This window comes from Aminobacter aganoensis (genome assembly GCF_014206975.1).
Classification (GTDB): Bacteria; Pseudomonadota; Alphaproteobacteria; order Rhizobiales; family Rhizobiaceae; genus Aminobacter; species Aminobacter aganoensis.
On record NZ_JACHOU010000002.1, the window covers coordinates 412,159 to 430,943 of the forward strand.

The following is an 18,785-nucleotide window of genomic DNA, read 5'->3' on the forward strand; positions in this document are numbered from 1 at the left end:
GATTGATGCGTCAATTAAAAATACCCTGAACATTGGAGGAGCTTGCATGCCCAAGGTCGGAATGGAGCCGTTGCGCCGCAAGGCGCTGATCGACGCGACGATCTCGGCGATCGGCGAACGCGGCAGCCTTGACGTGACCATGTCGGAAATCGCCGGCCGTGCTGGCGTGTCTTCCGCCCTCGCCCACCACTATTTCGGCGCCAAGGAAGACCTGCTCGCCGCCACCATGCGACATCTCCTGTCCGAACTGCTGATCGACACGACTGCGGCACTGCGCGTTGCCGAGACCCCGCGTGCGCGCGTTTCGGCCGTCATCTCGGTCAATTTCTCCGAAAAGCAGTTCCGCGCCGAGACCATCGCCGCCTGGCTTGCCTTCTATGTCGAGGCGCAGAAGTCGCCGGCCCTGCGCCGCCTGCTGCGGATCTACGCCCACCGCCTGCAATCGAACCTGATGAGCGGGCTGACACGGCTGCTGCCCCGCACGGACGCCGAACACGTCGCCGAGGCGACAGCCGCGCTGATCGACGGGCTCTACATTCGCCGGGCCCTGCGCGACGGCATCCCCAACGCCGCGTCTGCGATCGCACTGGTCGAGGACTATCTGGAAACCAAGCTCTCGCAGGCGGCCCGCGCACGATGACCAGGAAGCCCAACATTCTCATCGTCATGGTCGACCAACTGGCCGGAACCTTCTTCCCCGACGGTCCCGCCGGCTTCCTGCATGCCCCGCACCTCAAGGCGCTGGCGGCGCGGGCGGCACGGTTCAGGAACAACTACACCGCCTCGCCGCTCTGCGCGCCAGGCCGCGCCGCCTTCATGAGCGGACAGCTGCCGTCGCGCACCGGGGTCTACGACAACGCCGCCGAATTCACGTCATCGGTCCCGACCTTCGCCCACCATTTGCGCGCCGCCGGCTATCACACCGTGCTGTCGGGCAAGATGCATTTCGTCGGGCCGGACCAGATGCACGGCTTCGAGGAGCGGCTGACGACGGACATCTACCCCGCCGATTTCGGCTGGACGCCCGACTACCGCAAGCCGGGCGAGCGCATCGACTGGTGGTACCACAATCTCGGCTCGGTCACCGGCGCCGGCACGGCCGAGATTTCCAACCAGATGGAGTATGACGACGAGGTTGCCTTCCTGGCCACCCAGAAGCTCTACGACTTCGCCCGCGTCTCCGATCAGGCCGAGCCTCGCCCGTGGTGCCTCACCGTCTCCTTCACCCACCCGCACGACCCCTATGTCGCGCGCCGCCAGTACTGGGACCTCTACGAGGATTGCCCTGCCCTCGAACCGGAGATCGGCTTCATCCCCGAAGACAAGCAGGACCCGCATTCGCAGCGGCTGTACCTCGCCAGCGACTACGCCAGCTTCGACATCACGCCCGAGCAGGTGCGCCGCTCGCGCCGAGGCTACTTCGCCAACATCACCTACATGGACGACAAGGTCGGCGAGCTTCTGTCGGTGCTCGAGCGCACCAACATGCTCGACGACACCGTCATCCTGTTCTGTTCCGACCACGGCGACATGCTCGGCGAGCGCGGCCTGTGGTTCAAGATGTGCTTCTACGAGGGCTCCGCGCGGGTGCCCCTCATGGTCGCCGGCAAGGGGGTCACGGCTGGATTGATCGAGGCGCCGACGTCCAATCTCGACGTTCTGCCGACGCTGTGCGACCTCGCCGGCATCGACCTCTCGGCCATTGCACCCTGGACCGACGGCCAGTCGCTGCTGCCGCTGGCGCGCGGCGAACAGCGTACCGCTCCGGTGCTGATGGAATACGCAGCCGAAGGTTCCTACGCACCGCTGGTCGCCATCCGCGACGGCCGCTTCAAGTTCGTCCATTGCGAGATCGACCCGCTGCAACTGTTTGATCTGGAATCGGATCCCCGCGAACTCGACAACCTCGCCGCAGATCCCGCTCACGCCGATCTTGTGGCCGGCTTCATGGCCAAGGTCCGCGCCCGCTGGGACATGGCGGCGTTCGACGCTGCCGTGCGCGAAAGCCAGGCGCGCCGCTGGGTGATCTATCCCGCGCTGCGCAACGGCGCCTACTACCCGTGGGATTTCCAGCCGCTGCAAAAAGCATCCGAACGCTACATGCGCAACCACATGGACCTGAACGTGCTCGAAGAGAGCAAGCGTTTCCCGAGAGGCGAATGATGACCACCACAGTTCCGAGCCTGGACAGGCTGCGCCAGGCCTATGCCGAAACATCGCGCGCGACGCAGCTGACGCCGCTGCTCGAATCCGCCGCGCTCGCCCGCGAGACGGGTGCTGCGCGCGTCTTCGTCAAGGCCGAGTCGCTGCAATGGGCAGGCTCCTTCAAGGCGCGCGGCGCCTATTGGCGGCTGAAGCAGCTCACGCCTGACGAAGCGCAGCGCGGCGTGGTCGCCTACTCCTCCGGCAACTTCGCCCAGGGCCTTGCCGCCGCCGGCCAGGCGCTGGGCATTCCCGTCACCATCGTCATGCCCATCGACGCTCCCGCAGCCAAGCGCGAGGCGACCAAGGGCTACGGCGCCCGCGTCGTGCTGACCGACCATGGCGAGCGCGCCCGAGAAGAAGTCGCCGCCGCAAAGGCACGAGAGATCTCGGAGACCGAAGGCCTCGCCTTGCTCCATCCGTTCGACGATCCGGAGATCGTCGCCGGCCAGGCCGGTGCAGGCCTCGAAGCACTCGACCAGCTGGCGGCAAAGGGCGTTGCCGCCGACGTCGTGCTCTGCCCGGTCGGCGGCGGCGGGCTCATCGGCGGCGTGGCGCTGGCCTTCCACTACCTCTCGCCATCGACGCAGGTGTTCGCGGTGGAACCGCAAGGCTTCAACGGGATGGGCTCGTCGCTGGCCCATGGCGCGATCGAAACCATGCCGCTGGGTCCGAAGTCGATCTGCGACGGCCTGATGGCACGCAAGCCGGGCGAAGCGCCCTATGCCGCGGTCACGACGACCAATGTGCGCGGGTTGACGGTCGAGGACGCAGCCGTCCGCGGCGCGATGAAGGTGGCCTTCGAGCGCCTGAAGCTCGTGCTCGAGCCATCGGGTGCCTCGTCGCTCGCGGCACTTCTGGGAGGAAAGGTCGACGTGGCCGGCAAAACCGTGCTCGTCGTCGCAACCGGCGGCAATGTCTCGCTCGCCGATTTCATGGTCCATGTGAACAATGCTTGAAGCAGATTTCGTAATCGTCGGCTCCGGCTCCGCCGGCTCGGCCATGGCCTATCGCCTGTCGGAAGACGGCAAAAACTCGGTGATCGTCATCGAATATGGCGGCACCGACTTCGGCCCGCTGATCCAGATGCCGTCGGCGCTATCGATCCCACTCAACATGAGCCGCTACGACTGGGGCTATTCGAGCGAACCCGAACCGCATCTCGGCGGCCGCGTGCTCGCCACCCCGCGCGGCAAGGTGCTCGGCGGCTCGTCGTCGATCAATGGCATGGTCTATGTCCGCGGCCATGCCCACGACTTCGACCATTGGGCCGAACAGGGTGCCACCGGCTGGGGTTATGCCGACGTGCTGCCCTACTTCAAGCGCATGGAGCATTCGAACGGCGGCGAGGACGGCTGGCGTGGCACTTCGGGTCCGCTCAATGTGCAGCGCGGCCCGCGCAGGAACCCGCTCTACCAGGCCTTCGTCGAGGCGGGCCATCAGGCCGGCTTCGAACTGACCGACGACTACAACGGCTCCAAGCAGGAAGGCTTCGGCGCCATGGAGCAGACCATCCATGGCGGGCGCCGCTGGTCGGTCGCCAACGCCTATCTGCGGCCGGCGCTGAAGCGCGGAAATGTCCGAGTCGTCAATGGCTTCGCCCGGCGCGTGGTGATCGAGAATCAACGCGCCGTCGGCGTCGAGATCGAAGCCCGCAAGAAGATCCAGGTCGTCAAGGCACGACGCGAGGTGATCGTTGCCGCGTCCTCGATCAACTCGCCCAAGCTGCTGATGCTGTCGGGCATCGGCCCCGCCGAACACCTGAAGCAGCACGGCATATCAGTCGTGGCCGACCGGCGCGGCGTCGGCCAGAACCTGCAAGACCATATGGAGCTCTACATCCAGCAGGAGGCGACCCAGCCGATCACCCTGCATTCGGTCTTCAATCCGTTCTCCAAGGCGCTGATCGGTGCCGAATGGCTGCTGTTCAAGACCGGCCTCGGCGCCACCAATCATTTCGAGGCGGCAGCCTTCGTCCGCTCGAAAGCCGGTGTCGACTATCCGGACATCCAGTTCCACTTCCTGCCCGCCGCCGTGCGCTACGACGGCAAGGCAGCCGCCAAGTCGCATGGCTTCCAGGCGCATGTCGGGCCGATGCGCTCGAAGTCGCGCGGCACGATCACGCTGCGGTCGAACGACCCGTGGGCCAAGCCGGAGATACGTTTCAATTACATGTCGCATCCCGACGACTGGGAGGATTTCCGCCACTGCATCCGCCTCACCCGCGAGATCTTCGGCCAGTCCGCCTTCGATCCGTTCCGCGGCAGCGAGATTTCGCCCGGCAGCCACGTGCAGTCCGACGACGAGTTCGACGCGTTCATCCGCGAACATTCGGAGAGCGCCTACCACCCCTGCGGCACCTGCCGCATGGGCCGCGCCGACGACCCGACAAGCGTGGTCGATCCGGAATGCCGGGTGATCGGCGTCGAGGGCCTGCGCGTCGCCGACTCCTCGATCTTCCCGCGCGTGACCAACGGCAACCTCAACGGCCCGTCGATCATGACCGGCGAGAAAGCCGCCGACCACATTCTGGGCCGGACGCCACTCGCGCCGTCGAACCAGGAGCCGTGGATCAATCCGCGCTGGCAGGTCTCCGACAGATAGAGCATCATCCGGCCACCCGTCCGGACACTGAAAATACAACTGGAGCAAACGCATGCGCGCCCAGCCAAAAGCCTCGCATTATGTCAACGGCCGCTACATCGACGACGATCGCGGAGCCCTGATCCCCGTCATCTATCCGGCGACGGGCGAAGCTATCGCCGAGTTGCGGTCGGCAACGCAGAACATCGTCGAGTTGGCGATCGAGGCCGCGCGCGAGGCGCAGCCGGCCTGGGCGCGGCTGAAGCCCATCGAGCGCGGCCGCATACTGCGCCGTGCCTCGGACATCCTGCGCGCCCGCAACGAGGAGCTGTCGCGGCTGGAAACCCTCGACACCGGCAAGGCGATCCAGGAGACGCTGGTGGCGGACGCGGCTTCGGCCGCCGACTGCCTCGAATTCTTCGCCGGCGCGATTGCCGCCTTCAACGGCGACTATGTCGATCTCGGCGGCCCCTTTGCCTACACCAAGCGCGAGGCGCTCGGTGTTTGCGTCGGCATCGGCGCTTGGAATTATCCGATCCAGATCGCCGGCTGGAAGTCGGCACCCGCGCTCGCCATGGGCAACGCCATGGTATTCAAGCCCTCGGAGAACACGCCGCTGTCGGCGCTGGCGCTGGCAGAAATCTACACCGAGGCTGGCCTGCCGGACGGGCTGTTCAACGTCGTCCAGGGTTACGGCGACGTGGGGGCGGCACTCGCCTCGCATCCGGTGGTCGACAAGATCTCGCTCACCGGGTCGGTGCCCACCGGCAAGAAGGTGCTGGCGCTCGCTGGCTCGCACATGAAGCACGCGACGATGGAGCTCGGCGGCAAGTCGCCGATCATCGTCTTCGACGACGCCGACCTCGAAAATGCCGTCGGCGGCGCCATGCTCGGCAATTTCTACTCGACCGGCCAGGTCTGTTCCAACGGCACCCGCGTCTTCGTCCAGAATGGCCTGCACGACCGCTTCGTCGAACGGCTGGTCGAACGCACCAAGTCGATCCGCATCGGCGATCCGCTCGACCCCGAGACGCAGATGGGCCCGCTGGTCAGCAAGGCCCAGCACGACAAGGTCCTGGACTACATTTCCATTGGCATGAACGAAGGCGCAGAATTGCGTTGCGGTGGTGGGGTGCCGTCGCTGCAGGGCTTCGAAGGCGGCTCCTTCGTCGAGCCGACTGTCTTCACCGGCGTGACCGACAACATGCGCATCGCCCGCGAGGAGATATTTGGCCCGGTGATGAGCGTGCTCTCCTTCGACAGCGAGGACGAGGTCATTGCCCGTGCCAACGACACCGAATTCGGCCTTGCTGCCGGCGTGTTCACCAACGACATCATGCGGGGCCATCGCGTCATCGGCGAACTCAAGGCCGGCACCTGCTGGATCAACGCCTACAATCTGACGCCTGTCGAAATCCCCTTCGGCGGCGCCAGGCAGTCTGGCATCGGCCGCGAGAACTCGCTTGCCGCCCTGTCGCACTACTCGCAGCTCAAGACGGTTTATGTCGAGACAGGCGACGTCGCCAGCCCCTACTGACTGCGCACAGCCTGAAGAGAAAAGCCGGCCAATTGGCCGGCTTTTCGTTGGTTCGGAGTTAGTGCGCGACGTCCTCTGTCTTGTCGAGATACTGCGTCAGTGCAGTCACAAGATGATAGAAGATGCTGGCCGGCACTTCCTTGGCCAGCGAGCGGCCGCGCTCGTCGATCTGGTCGATCCACAAGCCCTCCGGCGCGGGGTCGATGTGCCAGCGGAACAGCCGCCCGACACGCGCCTCGATCTCCGGCTTGAGGTCCGGACCGCCGGTTCCGTCGAGCGCGACAGCTGCCTTGACGGCTTCTGTCTGCGGCCAGCTGCGCGAGATGCGGTCGAGTGGCAGGCCGTGCCGCGAGACTGCACCGTAGGCCAGCCCCGTTGCACGGTTGAGCCCGTTGGCCACCGCCGAGGCATAGAGCTTGCGCCCGAAGGCAACGAGGTCCTTCTGGCCGCTCTTGTCGGCGAAGTCGACCAGCAACGACGCCCATTCGAAATGATGTCCCGGCTCGGTCCATTGCCCTTTATCGTCGGGCGCTGGATGCCAGTCGCGGTCGAAGAATTCGCCCAGCGTCCAGCTGTCGACCTCGAAGAAATGACTGCGGAACAGGTCGATGATGCGGGCGGCACGGCGCAGGTAGGTCCGGTCGCCCGTCACCGCGTGCCAGGCCAGAAACGCCTCCAGGAGGTGCATGTGCGGATTGGACCGCCGCACGCCCTCGACACCGGGGCTTTCCATGAAGCCGGTCATGCGCTCGTCCTCGAGATGCTTGTCGAGGAAGGCGAAGGTCTCTTCGGCAAGGCCCAGCGCTTCGACATTGCCGACGCGATGGGCATGCGCCAGCGCCAACAGCACGCAGGCGTGGTCGTAGGCATCCTCGACCGGGTCGACGACGCTGCCATCCGGGTTCAGCGCCCGGACCCAGCCGCCACGGTCGGTGCGGCCCTTGTCGGCCATGAAACGGATGCCGTGATCGATCAGCCGGTCGGCACTGCCGTCCCAGCCGCGCTGCTTGGCAACCGCAAAGGCATAGATCTGGCGCGCCATGGTGCGCATGCGCTTGGGTTTGGCGAGCGGCCGCGCATCGAATCCCAGCGCCTCGTGGAAACCGCCGAACTGCTCGTCCACACCTGCCGTGGACCACAGCGGCAATGTCTCTTCCATCAACCAGTGCTGCACCCGCCGGCGCCAGGCGCCATTGGCGAGAACACGGCCATGCGCCGGCGTGAACTTGGTCTCCAGACGCCCGCTCTTTTCGAGCTGCTCTACGATCTTCTTGACGTTCTGGCTGTGGCTGACAGGCGCCACGAACGTCGCGTCCGAGGTCGAGACGATGGCGACGTCCTTGAGGCCGATGGCGGAAAGCAGCCGCCCCTCGCCTCGCAAGTAGGAGTTCTCGCAGTCGATGGCGACGACGTCGCCGACGATAACGTTACCGTCCTTGTCGGAATGGCTGACATCAAGCAGCGACTGCCAAGAGCCGAGGTCGTTCCAGCGGAAACTCGCCGGTACCATGGCAATGCCGTCGACACGCTCCATGATGGCATAGTCGATCGAATTGGACGGAATGGCCTGGTAGAGCTCCAGGGGCATGTAGACGCCCGAGAGGTCTCTGGTAGCCACCTTGAATGCAGACTCTGCCTTCTGCCAGATTTCCGGCTGGTGCTTCATGAAGGCGTCGCGCATGGCGCTCGCCTTGAACAGGAAGATGCCGGCGTTCCAGAAGAAGTTGCCGGCGGCGAGATAGCCCTCAGCCTTCTTGAGATCCGGCTTCTCGACAAAGCGCGTCACGTCGGAAATACCGCCAGTCTCGGCACCGGCCTCGATATAGCCGTAACCCGTCTCAGGCGCGGTTGGGCGGATGCCGAACACCACCATGCGGTCGGCCTTGGCCGCAGGCACGCCGCGTTCGACGGTTTCCCAGAACTGGCGCTGCGTCGAAATCTCGTGATCCGACGGCACCACCAGCACGATGCCGTCGCCATAGGCCTTGATCGTCTGCAGTGCGGCGATCGCCACAGCCGCGGCCGTGTTGCGGCCGGTCGGCTCGAAGATCGCGCCGCCGCCTGCGAGATCGATCGTGGCCAGATCGGCGCGCACGCGTTCGGCATGGCGCTCCGACGCGATCAGGTAGATCGGTGTTTCGCCCTCGTCGCGCGCGGCAAGCCGCTTCAGCGTCTTGACCAGCATCGAGCCGTCGCCCGACAGATCGTGGAACTGCTTGGGGTTGTCCTCGCGCGACAGCGGCCAGAGCCGCGAGCCCACGCCGCCGCTCATGACAAAACTGACGATCCTCTCGGCCATGCCCATGCCCCTCAGAAGGTCTGGTTATAAGCGCCAACGGATGGATTGCGCCTCAACACTTCGTCAACCGCCTCGAACATCTCGCGTCGTCGTTCGGATGATACCGGGCTTTCGACCACCACGACCAGTTCCGGCTTGTTGGAGGAAGCCCGGACCAGACCCCAGGTGCCGTCCTCGGCAACGACACGCACGCCATTGACGGTCACCAGATCGACGATCTTCTGGCCGGCGAAGACCTCGCCATTGCGCTTCATCGCCTCAAAGTCGGCAACCACCTTGTCGACGACGCCATATTTCAGCTCGTCGTCGCAATGCGGCGACATGGTCGGCGTGCCATAGGTCAGCGGCAGGTCGCGATAGAGGTCAGCCATCGACTTCCCAGGGCTGCGGTCGAGCATCTGGCAAACGGCGATGGCCGTAACGATGCCATCGTCATAACCCCGGCCGATCGGCGGGTTGAAGAAGAAATGGCCGGACTTCTCGAAGCCGGCGATGGCCCCGAGTTCGGCGACCCGCCGCTTGAGATAGGAGTGGCCGGTCTTCCAGTAGTCGGTCCTCGCACCGTTGGCAGCCAACACCTTGTCGGTATTGAACAGGCCCGTCGACTTCACGTCGACGACGAAGGTCGAGTCCGGGTAGAGCGCGGAGATGTCTCGCGCGAGCATGACGCCCACCTTGTCGGCGAAGATCTCGTTGCCTTCATTATCCACCACGCCGCAGCGGTCGCCGTCGCCGTCGAAGCCAAGCCCGACATCGGCGCCGGTTTCCAGCACCTTGTCCCGGATGGCATGCAGCATCTGCATGTCCTCGGGGTTGGGGTTGTAGCGCGGAAACGAGTGGTCGAGCTCGACGTCGAGCGGGATGACCTCGCAGCCGATGCGCTCCAGTGCTTCCGGCGCAAAGGCCCCCGCGGTGCCGTTGCCACAGGCCGCAACGACGCGCAGCTTGCGGGCAATGCGCTTTTCCGCCACCAGATCGTCGAGATAGGTCTTGCGGAAATCCGGCACGAAATCGTAGGAGCCGCCGCCGATCAGATCGAAGTCGCCGTTGAGAACGATCTCCCTCAGCGCCGACATCTCATCAGGCCCGAAGGTCAGCGGCCGCTGCGCGCCCATCTTCACGCCGGTCCAGCCGTTTTCATTGTGCGAGGCCGTCACCATGGCGACCGACGGCGTGTCGAGCGCGAACTGGGCGAAATAGGCCATCGGCGATAGCGCAAGACCGATATCCTTGACGCGTGCGCCCGCCGCCAGCATGCCCGACACCAACGCCAGCTTGATGGACAGCGAATAGGAGCGGAAATCGTGGCCGGTGACGATATCGGGGCCGGCGCCGAGACGGCGAATCAACGTGCCGATGCCCATGCCGAGCGCCTGCACGCCGATCAGGTTCAGCTCCGGCTCCTTGTCCGAACTCGGATGGCCAAACCACCAGCGCGCGTCGTATTCGCGAAAACCGGTAGGCTTTACCAGCGCGCGCGTCTCGAATTCGAACGTATTGGGCGAGAGATGCCCGACTGGCTTAATGTTCACAACGTCACTCCGAGCATTCGCAAGATGGCGAACCGATGGCTTTCGAACGGTCTATCGCAAGTTCGGAGCGGTGTCCTCAGCCGCAGCACAGGAACAAAGCCGAAAAAGCTCAATAAGATAACTCACTTGCGAAAAATTACGCCAGCCAATCCTTTGCCGCTTGCAGGAAGCGGAAGTGGCGGCTATAAGCCCGCCGACTGGTCACGGAGTGTAGCGCAGCCTGGTAGCGCACATCGTTCGGGACGATGGGGTCGCAGGTTCAAATCCTGCCACTCCGACCAGTGAAATCAAAGGCTTGAGCAGCAAGCCAATCCCGAACCCCACAGATTTCCCCACAGATTGAGTCGGTGTCTACCGCCGCCCATTCGCATTGTTCTTGAACGGGTTCGGCTGATCCTTCGGTGTACCGTGGCTGAGCGTCAGACCGATATCCTTGCCAGCGCATTTCTCACACTTGAGCTTCGGCACGAGGTCGTTGTGCAGGGTGGAATGATCGAAGCCCAGCCGCTCGCCTAGCTTCTGCAGGTCCAGCACAGTGTGATGCCGGCAGCCGTTGCAGTGCGCCCGCAGCGTGTGCGGGTGATCGATCAGGGCTTGGATATGGTCGAGGCTGATGGTCATGAGAACGGACTAAGAACAAACGCACAGCCCGTCAAATCACATTGACGCCCCGCCGGGCTGTGCCACGCTAGGGCCATGGGCCAGTTCATCCCACCATGCATCCCCACGCTGACCGACAAGCCACCCGAAGGCGATGCCTGGACGCACGAGATCAAATACGACGGCTACCGCACCCAGATCCATCTCAGCGCCGGCAAGGTGCGGGCGTTCACCCGCAACGGGCACGACTGGTCAAAGAAGTACCTGTCTGTGCTCTCCGACGCGCGCGACCTGATCAGCCGCGATGCCATCCTCGATGGCGAGATGGTCGTGCAGGACGAAACCGGCCGCTCCGATTTCAAGAAGCTTGCGAGCGCTATCCGGTGGGAAGGTGCCAGCCTGGTCTTCTATGCCTTCGACCTTCTAGGGCTCGATGGCAATGACCTCCGCCGGCAGCGCTGCGACGACCGCCGGCAGCGCCTGCGTGATCTACTGGGCGATCCCAAGCTCTCGTCGCGCATTCAGTTCAGCGAGGAATTCGAAGGTTCGGGCGCCGAGTTCTTTGCCGCGGTCGAGAAGATGGACCTTGAGGGGATCGTGTCTAAGCGGCGTGCCAGCCTCTATCGGGGTGGAGACAGCAAGGACTGGCTGAAAACCAAAGCCTATATCTCGGGCGAATTCGTCGTGATCGGCTACGAGCGCAAGAAGGGTGCGGCTCCTTCCCTTTTGCTTGCCGAGGAGACTGACGCCAGCCTGCGCTATGTCGGCCGGGCAATTCCGGCGGTGCCAGGCGAGCAACGAGAAGAACTGTGGCAGGCGCTGGAGTTCCTGCACGCCGGCACCTGGGCCGCGAATGTCGGCCCGGGGAACAAGGCAGCGGTTCCCGTCCAGCCGATCCTCCGCGTCATAGCCAAGCACCTGCGAGGCGAGGAGAAGCTACGCCACGCGACCGTGACAGCGATCCTCGCCCCTTGAAATGCTCGTCTGTGGGGCTACGCTGCCACGCATGACAACGCGCATCGACTTCGCCGAGGAACTGGAGAGCGCTTCTGATCGGATCGCCGACATCAGCCGGCCCGATCTGCAGATCATGCTTCGAAGGGCCGCCCTCCGGCTGCGCAACACCGAAGGCATCGTGCTTGAGCCCGACGTCGACGAGGCCATTGACGCGCTGGCGGCCGATCTCAAGATGAACCGGAAAGACCTGTTGCGCGTCATCATCCGCGAATGGCTGGAGAAAGGCGCCTATCTGCCGGTGCGGATGCTTGAGGAAGGCGACGAGACTGACGGCAGCGCTTAGAGGCGCGCCATGGATTTGAAAATAAATTTTTGAGCTTTGGCGGCCTCTAGAGGTAAGTGCCATGCACAGAGGCACGCGCCTCGTAGCACCATTTTTCCAAAAAATCAATACCTCACCTGGCTAATTGACACCCTGTCAAGAAAAAATAGATATGAATGGTACCTGATGAGTACCTTGCAAAACCCAAACAGGAAAGGAGACGATATGAGCATCAAATCCTCAGCATTCGGCGGCGTCACCTTGACCGGCAAGGACGCAAAAAAGTTTGTGGCGCAAGTGCAGAAGGGAAAGCCCAATTCCGCGGCTGCTCCCGCTGTTGCACGTGGCGTTAAGATGGCCAAGGCCTACGCCGCTACAGGTGTTGTAAAAATCCGCATGAAGGACGGCAAGTTCGTTCATGCCGAATGACGATCCTGAGGAGGTAGTCATTCGCAGTATCGAGCCCGGGGATAACCTCCCCGGGTTTGTTTTGGCCGGGAAAACCAATCGACCCTTAAAAAGCTTTCTCAGGAAGGAAGCTATCCCCTATGAAAATTTTAGCCTTGCCCGAACTTGGGTAGCGGCTCTTGCCGGCAGCCCCGATCTATTGGGCTTCATCACCATAGTTTCCGGAGAGGTGAGCGTTCAGAAAACGGCCGTCCCCAATGACGACGGAACTCGAAAGTTTCGGTACCCATATTACCCTGCCATCAAGGTTGCTCGCCTCGCAGTAGACGACCGACATGGAGGTAAGAAACTTGGGTTGGCCTTGGTAGACTTCGCCCTGGGCGTTGCCAAAGCGCAAATTTGCCCAATGGTAGGGTGCAGATTTGCAATCGTAGACTCCAAAACCCAATCGATTGGGTTTTATGAGAAGTGCGGCTTCACGCTTCTCGACACCCCAGAGAATCGCGGTTTAGAGCATCCTTTCATGTATCTGGATCTCCACTGGCACTGAGAATCCGGCCAATGATCGGATGGATCGTTGCCGCCGGGGCCAACATCGCGGCGATGTGGCTGATGTGGCCGAGCCTCTAAACGAAAAAAGCCCCGCTAGCCGAAGCCAGCGGGGCGATCTTATGGGTTTATAGCCGAAATCAGCTATAAATGATCAGGGCAGCTTGAAGCCTCCGCCCATCGCTAGGTCGGCGGCGGTTTAAACCATCCCAGGATTTTCAGCACCGATTCCCATAGCAGAACGAAACCGAAGAGCAGGCCGGCGAAAGTGATCGTGAGCCATTTCGTCACTTTTCCGAAGCCGATCACCATCCTAATGATCGGGAGCCCGCTCTTGATGGTCGCGATATCCTCCGGGCTTAGGTCCGAAAGGAATTCGCGTGTCTTCGGCGGCAATTCCGCCATGCGTTCGGCTGGCTGGGATTGCTCACTCAACGAAACGCCCTCCCCAGCAAGAAGCCAAGGATAGCCACCACGATGGCCACTTGAACCGTGGACATCGGGACGATGATCGCCGCCGCAGTTTCAGTCATTGCCCAAGCCCTTTCGATAGGTTTCGTCCCATGCCCAACAGCGGGCAATTCGTGCATTCGCGCGGCTGAGCGCGCGATCGGTCTTCACGAGCGCTATATCGAGGCGGTCGTTCAGCTTGACCCCGGATCGCTCGGTTGAGCGGCAATCGGCCGGTTTGTCCGGAACCTTGGCGGCTTCCTGCAGCGCATTTCGCGTGGCTTGGGCCGTCGCTTCGGCTTGTTTGGCGGCGGACAGACGCGCCCGGTCACCGGTTGCGCAGCCGGTCAAAGAGAGGCTGATCAACAGCAGTGCCAGGTACCTTGGACCGGAGTTCTTCGAGATCATCGGATAGCCCCTCGTTTGCTCGCTCGGCGGCAATGCGAGCGTCTTCGAACCGTTGATTTGCCTCAGCCAGGGAAGCAGCCTTCCCTTCCATGAAGGCCCGAGCGGTCTTCTCCGCAGCCAGTTGCGCCTCGAGCGCATCGATCTCGGCGCCGGCCACGAGTTCCGTGACGGCCTTGTCGACCGCCTTTCGGACTGCCGATGACTTGTCGAAATGGACCCAGATGCCGACGGCGACGATCAGCGCCAGTGGAATCGGGATCATGATGGTGAGCACCCGCCAAGCGGCGAGCGCGAATGGCTTCAGGGCAAGCCAGGCCATCACAGGCCCTCATGCTTCGCGATGAACAGCCGATCTCGGAAGATGTAGACGAGCAGCACGAACACCGCGACGAGAAGAACCAGAGTGAAGAGGCTGATCCCAAGCGATGTCGAAATCGATTGACCGCTCTCGATCGCACTGGAGACCTCATATAGCTGACTGCCGATGCCGGAAGACGCCAGACCACCAGCGAACAGGCTGGCTTTGCCGATGTTCGAACGTGACGCAGGTTTTCCGATTTCCGAGACCTCGCCCTCGCCCCAGATCGCGACAGCGCGGCGGAAGGCGGCGCGGCGGTCAGCCAGACCGTTGTATCCGCCGTTGACCTTGCGGGTGACGCCGCGGATGTCGTTTCGGTCGGCCGGCGCGTTGCAGCCGTTCATCACCCAAAAGGCAATGGCGGCGCGGACCCCGTTCTTCGGGTCGAGCAGCAGGTCGGGGTCGCCTTCGAGATCGAGCCCCATTTCCCGGCCGATGGCGCGGTAATTGTCGCGTCCGGTGATCTGCTTCGGGCCGCGGCCCCGATAGCGCCAGCCGTCGCCAGGCTTCTCGTTGCCCATGCGACCGCCGTAGACCTTGTTGGCCAACGCCTGCGGGTTGTTGGCGAAGGGTTCGGCCGATTGCAAGGTCGGGAACCGCTTCGGCCAGACCGCGCACAGCCGGGAAGCCGAGTACCTGAGATTTTCCTCAGCCACCCGAAGCCCGCCGCTCTCGACGAATATCTGCGCCATGAAATGGCTGATGCGCAGCGGCGTATCGATGCCAGCAGCTTCCATTGCCGGCCAGGCATCGGCCAGCGCCTTGATGAGCGCCGGCTTGCCGCCGGGCGCGAACGCCTTCAGCTTGTTCAGCATGTCAAAATCCTGATTGGTGGGGAAAGGCGGCCGCTTTCGGCGCGGCGCGAATTCGGCTATATGTCAGCTCTCATGGCTGAGCGCGATTTCGACAAGCAATTCGACCTTGAACCTTCCGAGTTTCGCCGGGAGGATCAGCCCGAGCCGTTTTTTGGCTTCGGCGCGCCGGACTGGTCAGTTCTCGTGATCCAGATCGGGATCGGAATTTATGTCGCCAGGTGGTCGCACTGGCTTGTCGATACGCTAACCGACAAACACGGGCTGTTGGTTGGACTCGCTATTTTCGGCGTGATCGCTTGCGCCGGGATTTACGCGCTCAAGCTCATCGGCGATCTGATAATCTTTCTCGTACCCGCTCCTCGGCCGCCACGCCCCCCGCAATAAACGGTCGGGCATGATTTGGTAGCGCCGGCGCGGTCGCGGTACTCCCGCCGGTCACAACACCATCACGCAGTCGCTCGACAGCCGTCAGGGCGGCACGATCCTTCGCTGCCCCCGCTGCGGCGCCGGCCAGCGGAACCACGATGTTGCCACCCGGGAACATGCTGCCGACAAGCTGCCCAAGCGTGATGCTGACCGGGCCACGCGGCGCGAACTTCGACAATGCATTGACGACCTTGGACGGCGAGCCACCCTTGGCCATCTGCCGGATCAGGGAGACCTCGGCGTCGGAAAAGCCTTTGACCTTTCCCTTCTGGATCTGGGTGTAGAGCGATTCCATCTCGGACCGCACCGCATTGGCAAAGCCGGATTGGGTGTACTTGCCGGAGCCCTTGCGCTCGGCGTTGTCGAGGATGTTCTCGACGATCTCGGTCTTTTTCGCCTGAGCCCAGGTTTCGCGGGCTTTCTTCAAGAGCTTGATGCCGTTGCCATCACCGGTGAAGTCCGTCGATCTGGCGTTGTCGGCGAAGTCGTCCAGAACCCGCTTCATCGCGCCAAGTGTGCGGGCATCGTTTGCGCTGGCGCCCTTGATCTCCTTGCCGAGCACCTGGCGGAATTCCTCGAAATCTTCGAGCGACATCTTGCCGGTGAAAAGGTCATCCATTTCGTCAAGGTAGCCGGCCGTCTTCGGCCGCAGCTTTTCGTTGGGCTTGCCGACAGCAAGCTTGAGACGCTTCCCGAGCCGTTCGACTGCGGTATCGTTGAAATCCACCCCGGCCATTTCCGAGGCGGCAAACTGGTCGCTGGCGGCATCCTTGAGCTCGCGCGACGTCGTCGCAGCAGTCGAAGCCGGCGCGTTCTTCTTCGCCAGAAGCTGCGAAATCTTGCTGCCAACAACTTCCATGGTTCCCCCTGTCGCCGCGCCAAAGGCAGCACCAGCCAGCCCGCCAGAAATCCGCTCTCCGGGGTCGGCTTCACCGGAACCGTAGAGCGCGCCGTAGCCGGCACCCTCAAGCGCGGCCGCGCCGGTCTTGCCAACCAAGGGCAAATCCTTTCCGGCGACGGTGACGCCGCTTTTCGCCAGCGTGCCCCCGAGTGCCAAGCCGCCGGCAGTCTCACCTACGCCCGATGCTACCGGGAAGGCATCCCGGCGAGCGTCCTTCCGGTCGTCTAGCTGTTCCTGCTTCCTGGTATAGGCGCGGCCCATATCGAAGCCCTCGCCTTTCACAGCGTCTATCGCAGCGTCGATCGGCGACAGAAGGGCCGCGGTGATCTCGTCGTCGTAACCGCCGAAAACGCCGGCATGCGAGCCCTCAGTGACAGCATCGAAGCGCGAGCCTCCGTAGGCATCGGCTTTCGCCTTGTGAGATGCCTCGGCCTGTTCGCGCGCGGCCCTGATCTTGGCGCCGGCGCCCGCCATCCATTCGGTCTCGAAATCCCGTTTCCCTCCATCGACCAGTGCCTTGCCGGTCTCGATGAGGCTATCCGGGATGGGCGACTGGCGATCTTCGTCCGAGAGACCTGCTGAACCGCCGCCATACTTCTCCCACGGCTTGCCTGCGCCACCGGTGGCCAAGGGCATAGCATCCGATCCAGTCTGGTCGGCCGTTTCACCGCCCGTCTTGGCGTACTTGTCCCAAGGTCCGGCCATCAGCGCGCGATCTCCCAATTGTTCTGGTCAGCCGGGTCGCCGCCCTTGAAGCGATAGCCGCCATCGATCGTGCCGACCTTCGGAGCGCCGGCTGTCGCCACCGAGGGGAACAGCGGGTTCTGCTCGCTCCACGATGCCAGTTCTTCATCGAACCCGGCGTCGATCCGGCCCTCGTTGCCCTTGGCGTAGTCGCGGGCCAGCTTTGCGATCTGGATCTTGCGCTGGGCGATCTTCTTCTGCACCTCGATCAAAGCACGATTACCCTGAGGGGTATTGCCCAACGTCGGCACCTGGTCGGTGACGAAATCGCGGTCGGCGTTCGAAAAGCCCGACCCAAGCGACCCACCCATGCTGTCGAGCGCTGCCTGCTTGGCCATGGCGTTGAAGGTTTCGGTTGACGAAACCGATTCCGGGTCAGCACCCATGGCGACCGCAGCCCGCTTCAGTTTGGTGACGATCTCGGCGCCGCTTCCCGAGTAGAAGTTCGGGTCTTCCATGGACTTCGCCATGACATTGAGGGCAGTAATGGTGCGATTGGCCGCCTTCTCGTCATCCTGGGATGCCATGAAGCGCTTGCCGTATTCTTCGCCGACGGTCTTGTCGTAACCGCGCTCGCCGCCGACATTGACCGTGGTCCCCTCGCCGCCGACCGCCGAAATCTTGCCTTTGGTCTCGCCGGATTCATCGATCTGGTATGCCTTGCCGGCATCGAGACCGGCGGCCTTCTTCTCCTCGGCGGTGAGGAGCCGAAATCCAGCCTTCGGTGCCACGGTGACAGCCTTGCCGCTCGCGTCGGTCAATTCTTCGACGCGCGAGCCTTTCCTGACACCATACTTGCCGCCACCCATGTCGATCAGGTCGCCCTGGGCATTTTCGCGCTGGAACGCTCTGGTTTTTTCGTTCTCTTCAGCGTCGAAACGTCGGGCGGTGGCGGCTTCGTCCGAGCGGAATTTCATCTCCCGCTGGGCGCGCACCTCTTCAAGCGCAGCCTCGCGCTGAGCCTTGGCCTGTTCCAGTTGAGCGGAACCATAGCCCTGCATGGCGCCGCCGGCGATCATGGCAAACCCGACCATTACTGCATGCCCTCCATGAGGCCGCCATGCGGCGCGTTCGTTCCCGGATCGGCCTGTACTTCGCGGGGCTCGTCGCCGGCCGCATCTTCTTCTGACAGGCGACGGAACATCGCCTCGAGCTGTCCGTCCTGGTCAGCCCTCATGAGCTGATCCAGGTCCTGCGCAACAGCGGCTTCGTCGAGTTGACCGGATTGCTGCAGCATCTCGCGGTAGAGGTCGAGCGCCTTGAAATACGCACCTTCCAGCCCGTCGCGATCCTCGCCGAAGTCATGAATTCCCGCCTCGGAAGCGAGATTGGCGAGGTCTTCGAACACAGCCGTACCGGCGTGAAGCAGGACGTCGCCGGAAAGTTTGGTGCCGGCCTGCTGAGCCGCGCCAGCCACTCGCCCGATGATCATCGTTGCGGCGCGCGCCAGCCCTTCCTTCGGGTCGCCTTCGCCCTGTAGAAGACCAAGCACCTGCGGGAGCATTTGCTGGTTGTAGATCAGTTCGAATGCGCGCCCGATGAACCGTTCGTAGTCTGCCTGTTCTTCGGGGCTGGCTTGCACGGATTCGCCGAGCCCGCCCTGTACCGGCTGGGCACCATCAGGCATCGGCGCTGGCGCGTTAGCCATGTCTTGCTGATCCATGTCGGCAGTCCTTTCAGATCAACTGATTTCG

The 18,785-nt window shown here is 63.2% G+C and carries 20 protein-coding genes and 1 tRNA gene; 11 read left to right on the forward strand and 10 right to left on the reverse strand.

The genetic code is table 11. The features are described from left to right. The first annotated feature begins 46 nt into the window (after window positions 1–46). The 5 genes from betI to betB are packed head-to-tail and all read left to right on the forward strand — an operon-like array spanning window position 47 to window position 6,322. Window positions 47–640 (forward strand): transcriptional regulator BetI, encoded by a 594-nt coding sequence (betI, locus tag GGR00_RS05960; RefSeq protein WP_184698469.1) that lies wholly within the window; start codon window positions 47–49, stop codon window positions 638–640. After that, window positions 637–2,163: a choline-sulfatase gene (gene betC, locus GGR00_RS05965; protein WP_184698471.1), complete on the forward strand. Its 1,527-nt coding sequence runs from the start codon at window positions 637–639 to the stop codon at window positions 2,161–2,163. Before betI ends, betC begins: the two co-directional genes overlap by 4 nt. Then, window positions 2,160–3,161 carry a threonine/serine dehydratase family protein gene (locus GGR00_RS05970; protein ID WP_184698474.1) on the forward strand — a complete coding sequence of 334 codons (1,002 nt, stop codon included), beginning with the start codon at window positions 2,160–2,162 and terminating at the stop codon, window positions 3,159–3,161. Before betC ends, GGR00_RS05970 begins: the two co-directional genes overlap by 4 nt. After that, entirely contained in the window at window positions 3,154–4,806 is a 1,653-nt protein-coding gene (gene betA / locus GGR00_RS05975; RefSeq protein WP_184698476.1) for a choline dehydrogenase, read from the forward strand. Before GGR00_RS05970 ends, betA begins: the two co-directional genes overlap by 8 nt. A 52-nt stretch (window positions 4,807–4,858) precedes the next feature. After that, window positions 4,859–6,322, forward strand: coding sequence for a betaine-aldehyde dehydrogenase (betB, locus tag GGR00_RS05980; protein ID WP_184698478.1), 1,464 nt, complete (start codon window positions 4,859–4,861; stop codon window positions 6,320–6,322). 58 nt (window positions 6,323–6,380) lie between these two features. Here the strand turns inward: betB and GGR00_RS05985 are convergent, their stop codons facing one another. Both GGR00_RS05985 and GGR00_RS05990 read right to left on the reverse strand, forming a co-directional pair. After that, entirely contained in the window at window positions 6,381–8,621 is a 2,241-nt protein-coding gene (locus tag GGR00_RS05985; RefSeq protein ID WP_184698480.1) for a mannose-1-phosphate guanylyltransferase/mannose-6-phosphate isomerase, read from the reverse strand. 11 nt (window positions 8,622–8,632) lie between these two features. After that, window positions 8,633–10,153: a phosphohexomutase domain-containing protein gene (locus tag GGR00_RS05990; protein ID WP_184698482.1), complete on the reverse strand. Its 1,521-nt coding sequence runs from the start codon at window positions 10,151–10,153 to the stop codon at window positions 8,633–8,635. A gap of 204 nt (window positions 10,154–10,357) precedes the next feature. On the opposite strand from GGR00_RS05990, the gene GGR00_RS05995 reads away from it, so the two are divergent. Then, a tRNA-Pro gene (locus tag GGR00_RS05995) sits at window positions 10,358–10,434 on the forward strand. A 70-nt stretch (window positions 10,435–10,504) separates the two neighbouring features. Here the strand turns inward: GGR00_RS05995 and GGR00_RS06000 are convergent. Beyond that, on the reverse strand, window positions 10,505–10,774 hold the full coding sequence (locus GGR00_RS06000) for a hypothetical protein (protein WP_184698484.1): 270 nt from the start codon (window positions 10,772–10,774) through the stop codon (window positions 10,505–10,507). A gap of 75 nt (window positions 10,775–10,849) precedes the next feature. On the opposite strand from GGR00_RS06000, the gene ligD reads away from it, so the two are divergent. The 4 genes from ligD (at window position 10,850) to GGR00_RS06020 (ending at window position 12,990) form a co-directional block, all read left to right on the forward strand. Continuing rightward, a complete protein-coding gene (gene ligD, locus GGR00_RS06005) occupies window positions 10,850–11,728 on the forward strand; it encodes a non-homologous end-joining DNA ligase (protein WP_184698486.1) in 879 nt (292 codons plus the stop codon). 31 nt (window positions 11,729–11,759) lie between these two features. Next, complete coding sequence (locus GGR00_RS06010; protein WP_184698488.1) at window positions 11,760–12,053, forward strand: ribbon-helix-helix protein, CopG family; 294 nt, start codon at window positions 11,760–11,762, stop codon at window positions 12,051–12,053. 204 nt (window positions 12,054–12,257) lie between these two features. Next, complete coding sequence (locus GGR00_RS06015) at window positions 12,258–12,461, forward strand: hypothetical protein (protein WP_184698490.1); 204 nt, start codon at window positions 12,258–12,260, stop codon at window positions 12,459–12,461. Continuing rightward, window positions 12,451–12,990: a GNAT family N-acetyltransferase gene (locus tag GGR00_RS06020; protein ID WP_184698492.1), complete on the forward strand. Its 540-nt coding sequence runs from the start codon at window positions 12,451–12,453 to the stop codon at window positions 12,988–12,990. The genes GGR00_RS06015 and GGR00_RS06020 overlap by 11 nt, the downstream gene beginning before the upstream one ends. Window positions 12,991–13,172: 182 nt before the next feature. On the opposite strand, the gene GGR00_RS06025 is transcribed toward GGR00_RS06020, so the two are convergent. The 4 genes from GGR00_RS06025 to GGR00_RS06040 form a co-directional block, all read right to left on the reverse strand. Further along, on the reverse strand, window positions 13,173–13,424 hold the full coding sequence (locus GGR00_RS06025) for a hypothetical protein (RefSeq protein WP_184698494.1): 252 nt from the start codon (window positions 13,422–13,424) through the stop codon (window positions 13,173–13,175). Window positions 13,425–13,514: 90 nt separating this feature from the next. Continuing rightward, complete coding sequence (locus tag GGR00_RS06030; RefSeq protein ID WP_184698496.1) at window positions 13,515–13,805, reverse strand: hypothetical protein; 291 nt, start codon at window positions 13,803–13,805, stop codon at window positions 13,515–13,517. Continuing rightward, complete coding sequence (locus tag GGR00_RS06035) at window positions 13,768–14,166, reverse strand: hypothetical protein (RefSeq protein ID WP_184698498.1); 399 nt, start codon at window positions 14,164–14,166, stop codon at window positions 13,768–13,770. Before GGR00_RS06035 ends, GGR00_RS06030 begins: the two co-directional genes overlap by 38 nt. Beyond that, complete coding sequence (locus GGR00_RS06040) at window positions 14,166–15,020, reverse strand: glycoside hydrolase family 19 protein (RefSeq protein WP_184698500.1); 855 nt, start codon at window positions 15,018–15,020, stop codon at window positions 14,166–14,168. The genes GGR00_RS06035 and GGR00_RS06040 overlap by 1 nt, the downstream gene beginning before the upstream one ends. A gap of 72 nt (window positions 15,021–15,092) precedes the next feature. Between GGR00_RS06040 and GGR00_RS06045 the strand changes: the two genes are divergently transcribed. Then, a complete protein-coding gene (locus tag GGR00_RS06045; RefSeq protein WP_184698503.1) occupies window positions 15,093–15,404 on the forward strand; it encodes a hypothetical protein in 312 nt (103 codons plus the stop codon). On the opposite strand, the gene GGR00_RS06050 is transcribed toward GGR00_RS06045, so the two are convergent. Genes GGR00_RS06050 through GGR00_RS06060 form a run of 3 tightly spaced genes read right to left on the reverse strand, consistent with a single transcriptional unit; the run spans window position 15,343 to window position 18,754 of the window. Next, the gene (locus GGR00_RS06050) at window positions 15,343–17,052 is read right to left on the reverse strand and encodes a hypothetical protein (RefSeq protein WP_184698505.1); all 1,710 of its coding nucleotides are present in this window, start codon (window positions 17,050–17,052) and stop codon (window positions 15,343–15,345) included. The two genes, GGR00_RS06045 and GGR00_RS06050, sit on opposite strands and share 62 nt — an antisense overlap. Beyond that, window positions 17,052–18,125 carry a hypothetical protein gene (locus GGR00_RS06055; protein WP_184698507.1) on the reverse strand — a complete coding sequence of 358 codons (1,074 nt, stop codon included), beginning with the start codon at window positions 18,123–18,125 and terminating at the stop codon, window positions 17,052–17,054. The genes GGR00_RS06050 and GGR00_RS06055 overlap by 1 nt, the downstream gene beginning before the upstream one ends. Next, on the reverse strand, window positions 18,125–18,754 hold the full coding sequence (locus GGR00_RS06060; protein WP_184698509.1) for a hypothetical protein: 630 nt from the start codon (window positions 18,752–18,754) through the stop codon (window positions 18,125–18,127). The genes GGR00_RS06055 and GGR00_RS06060 overlap by 1 nt, the downstream gene beginning before the upstream one ends. Between the last annotated feature and the right edge of the window lie 31 nt (window positions 18,755–18,785).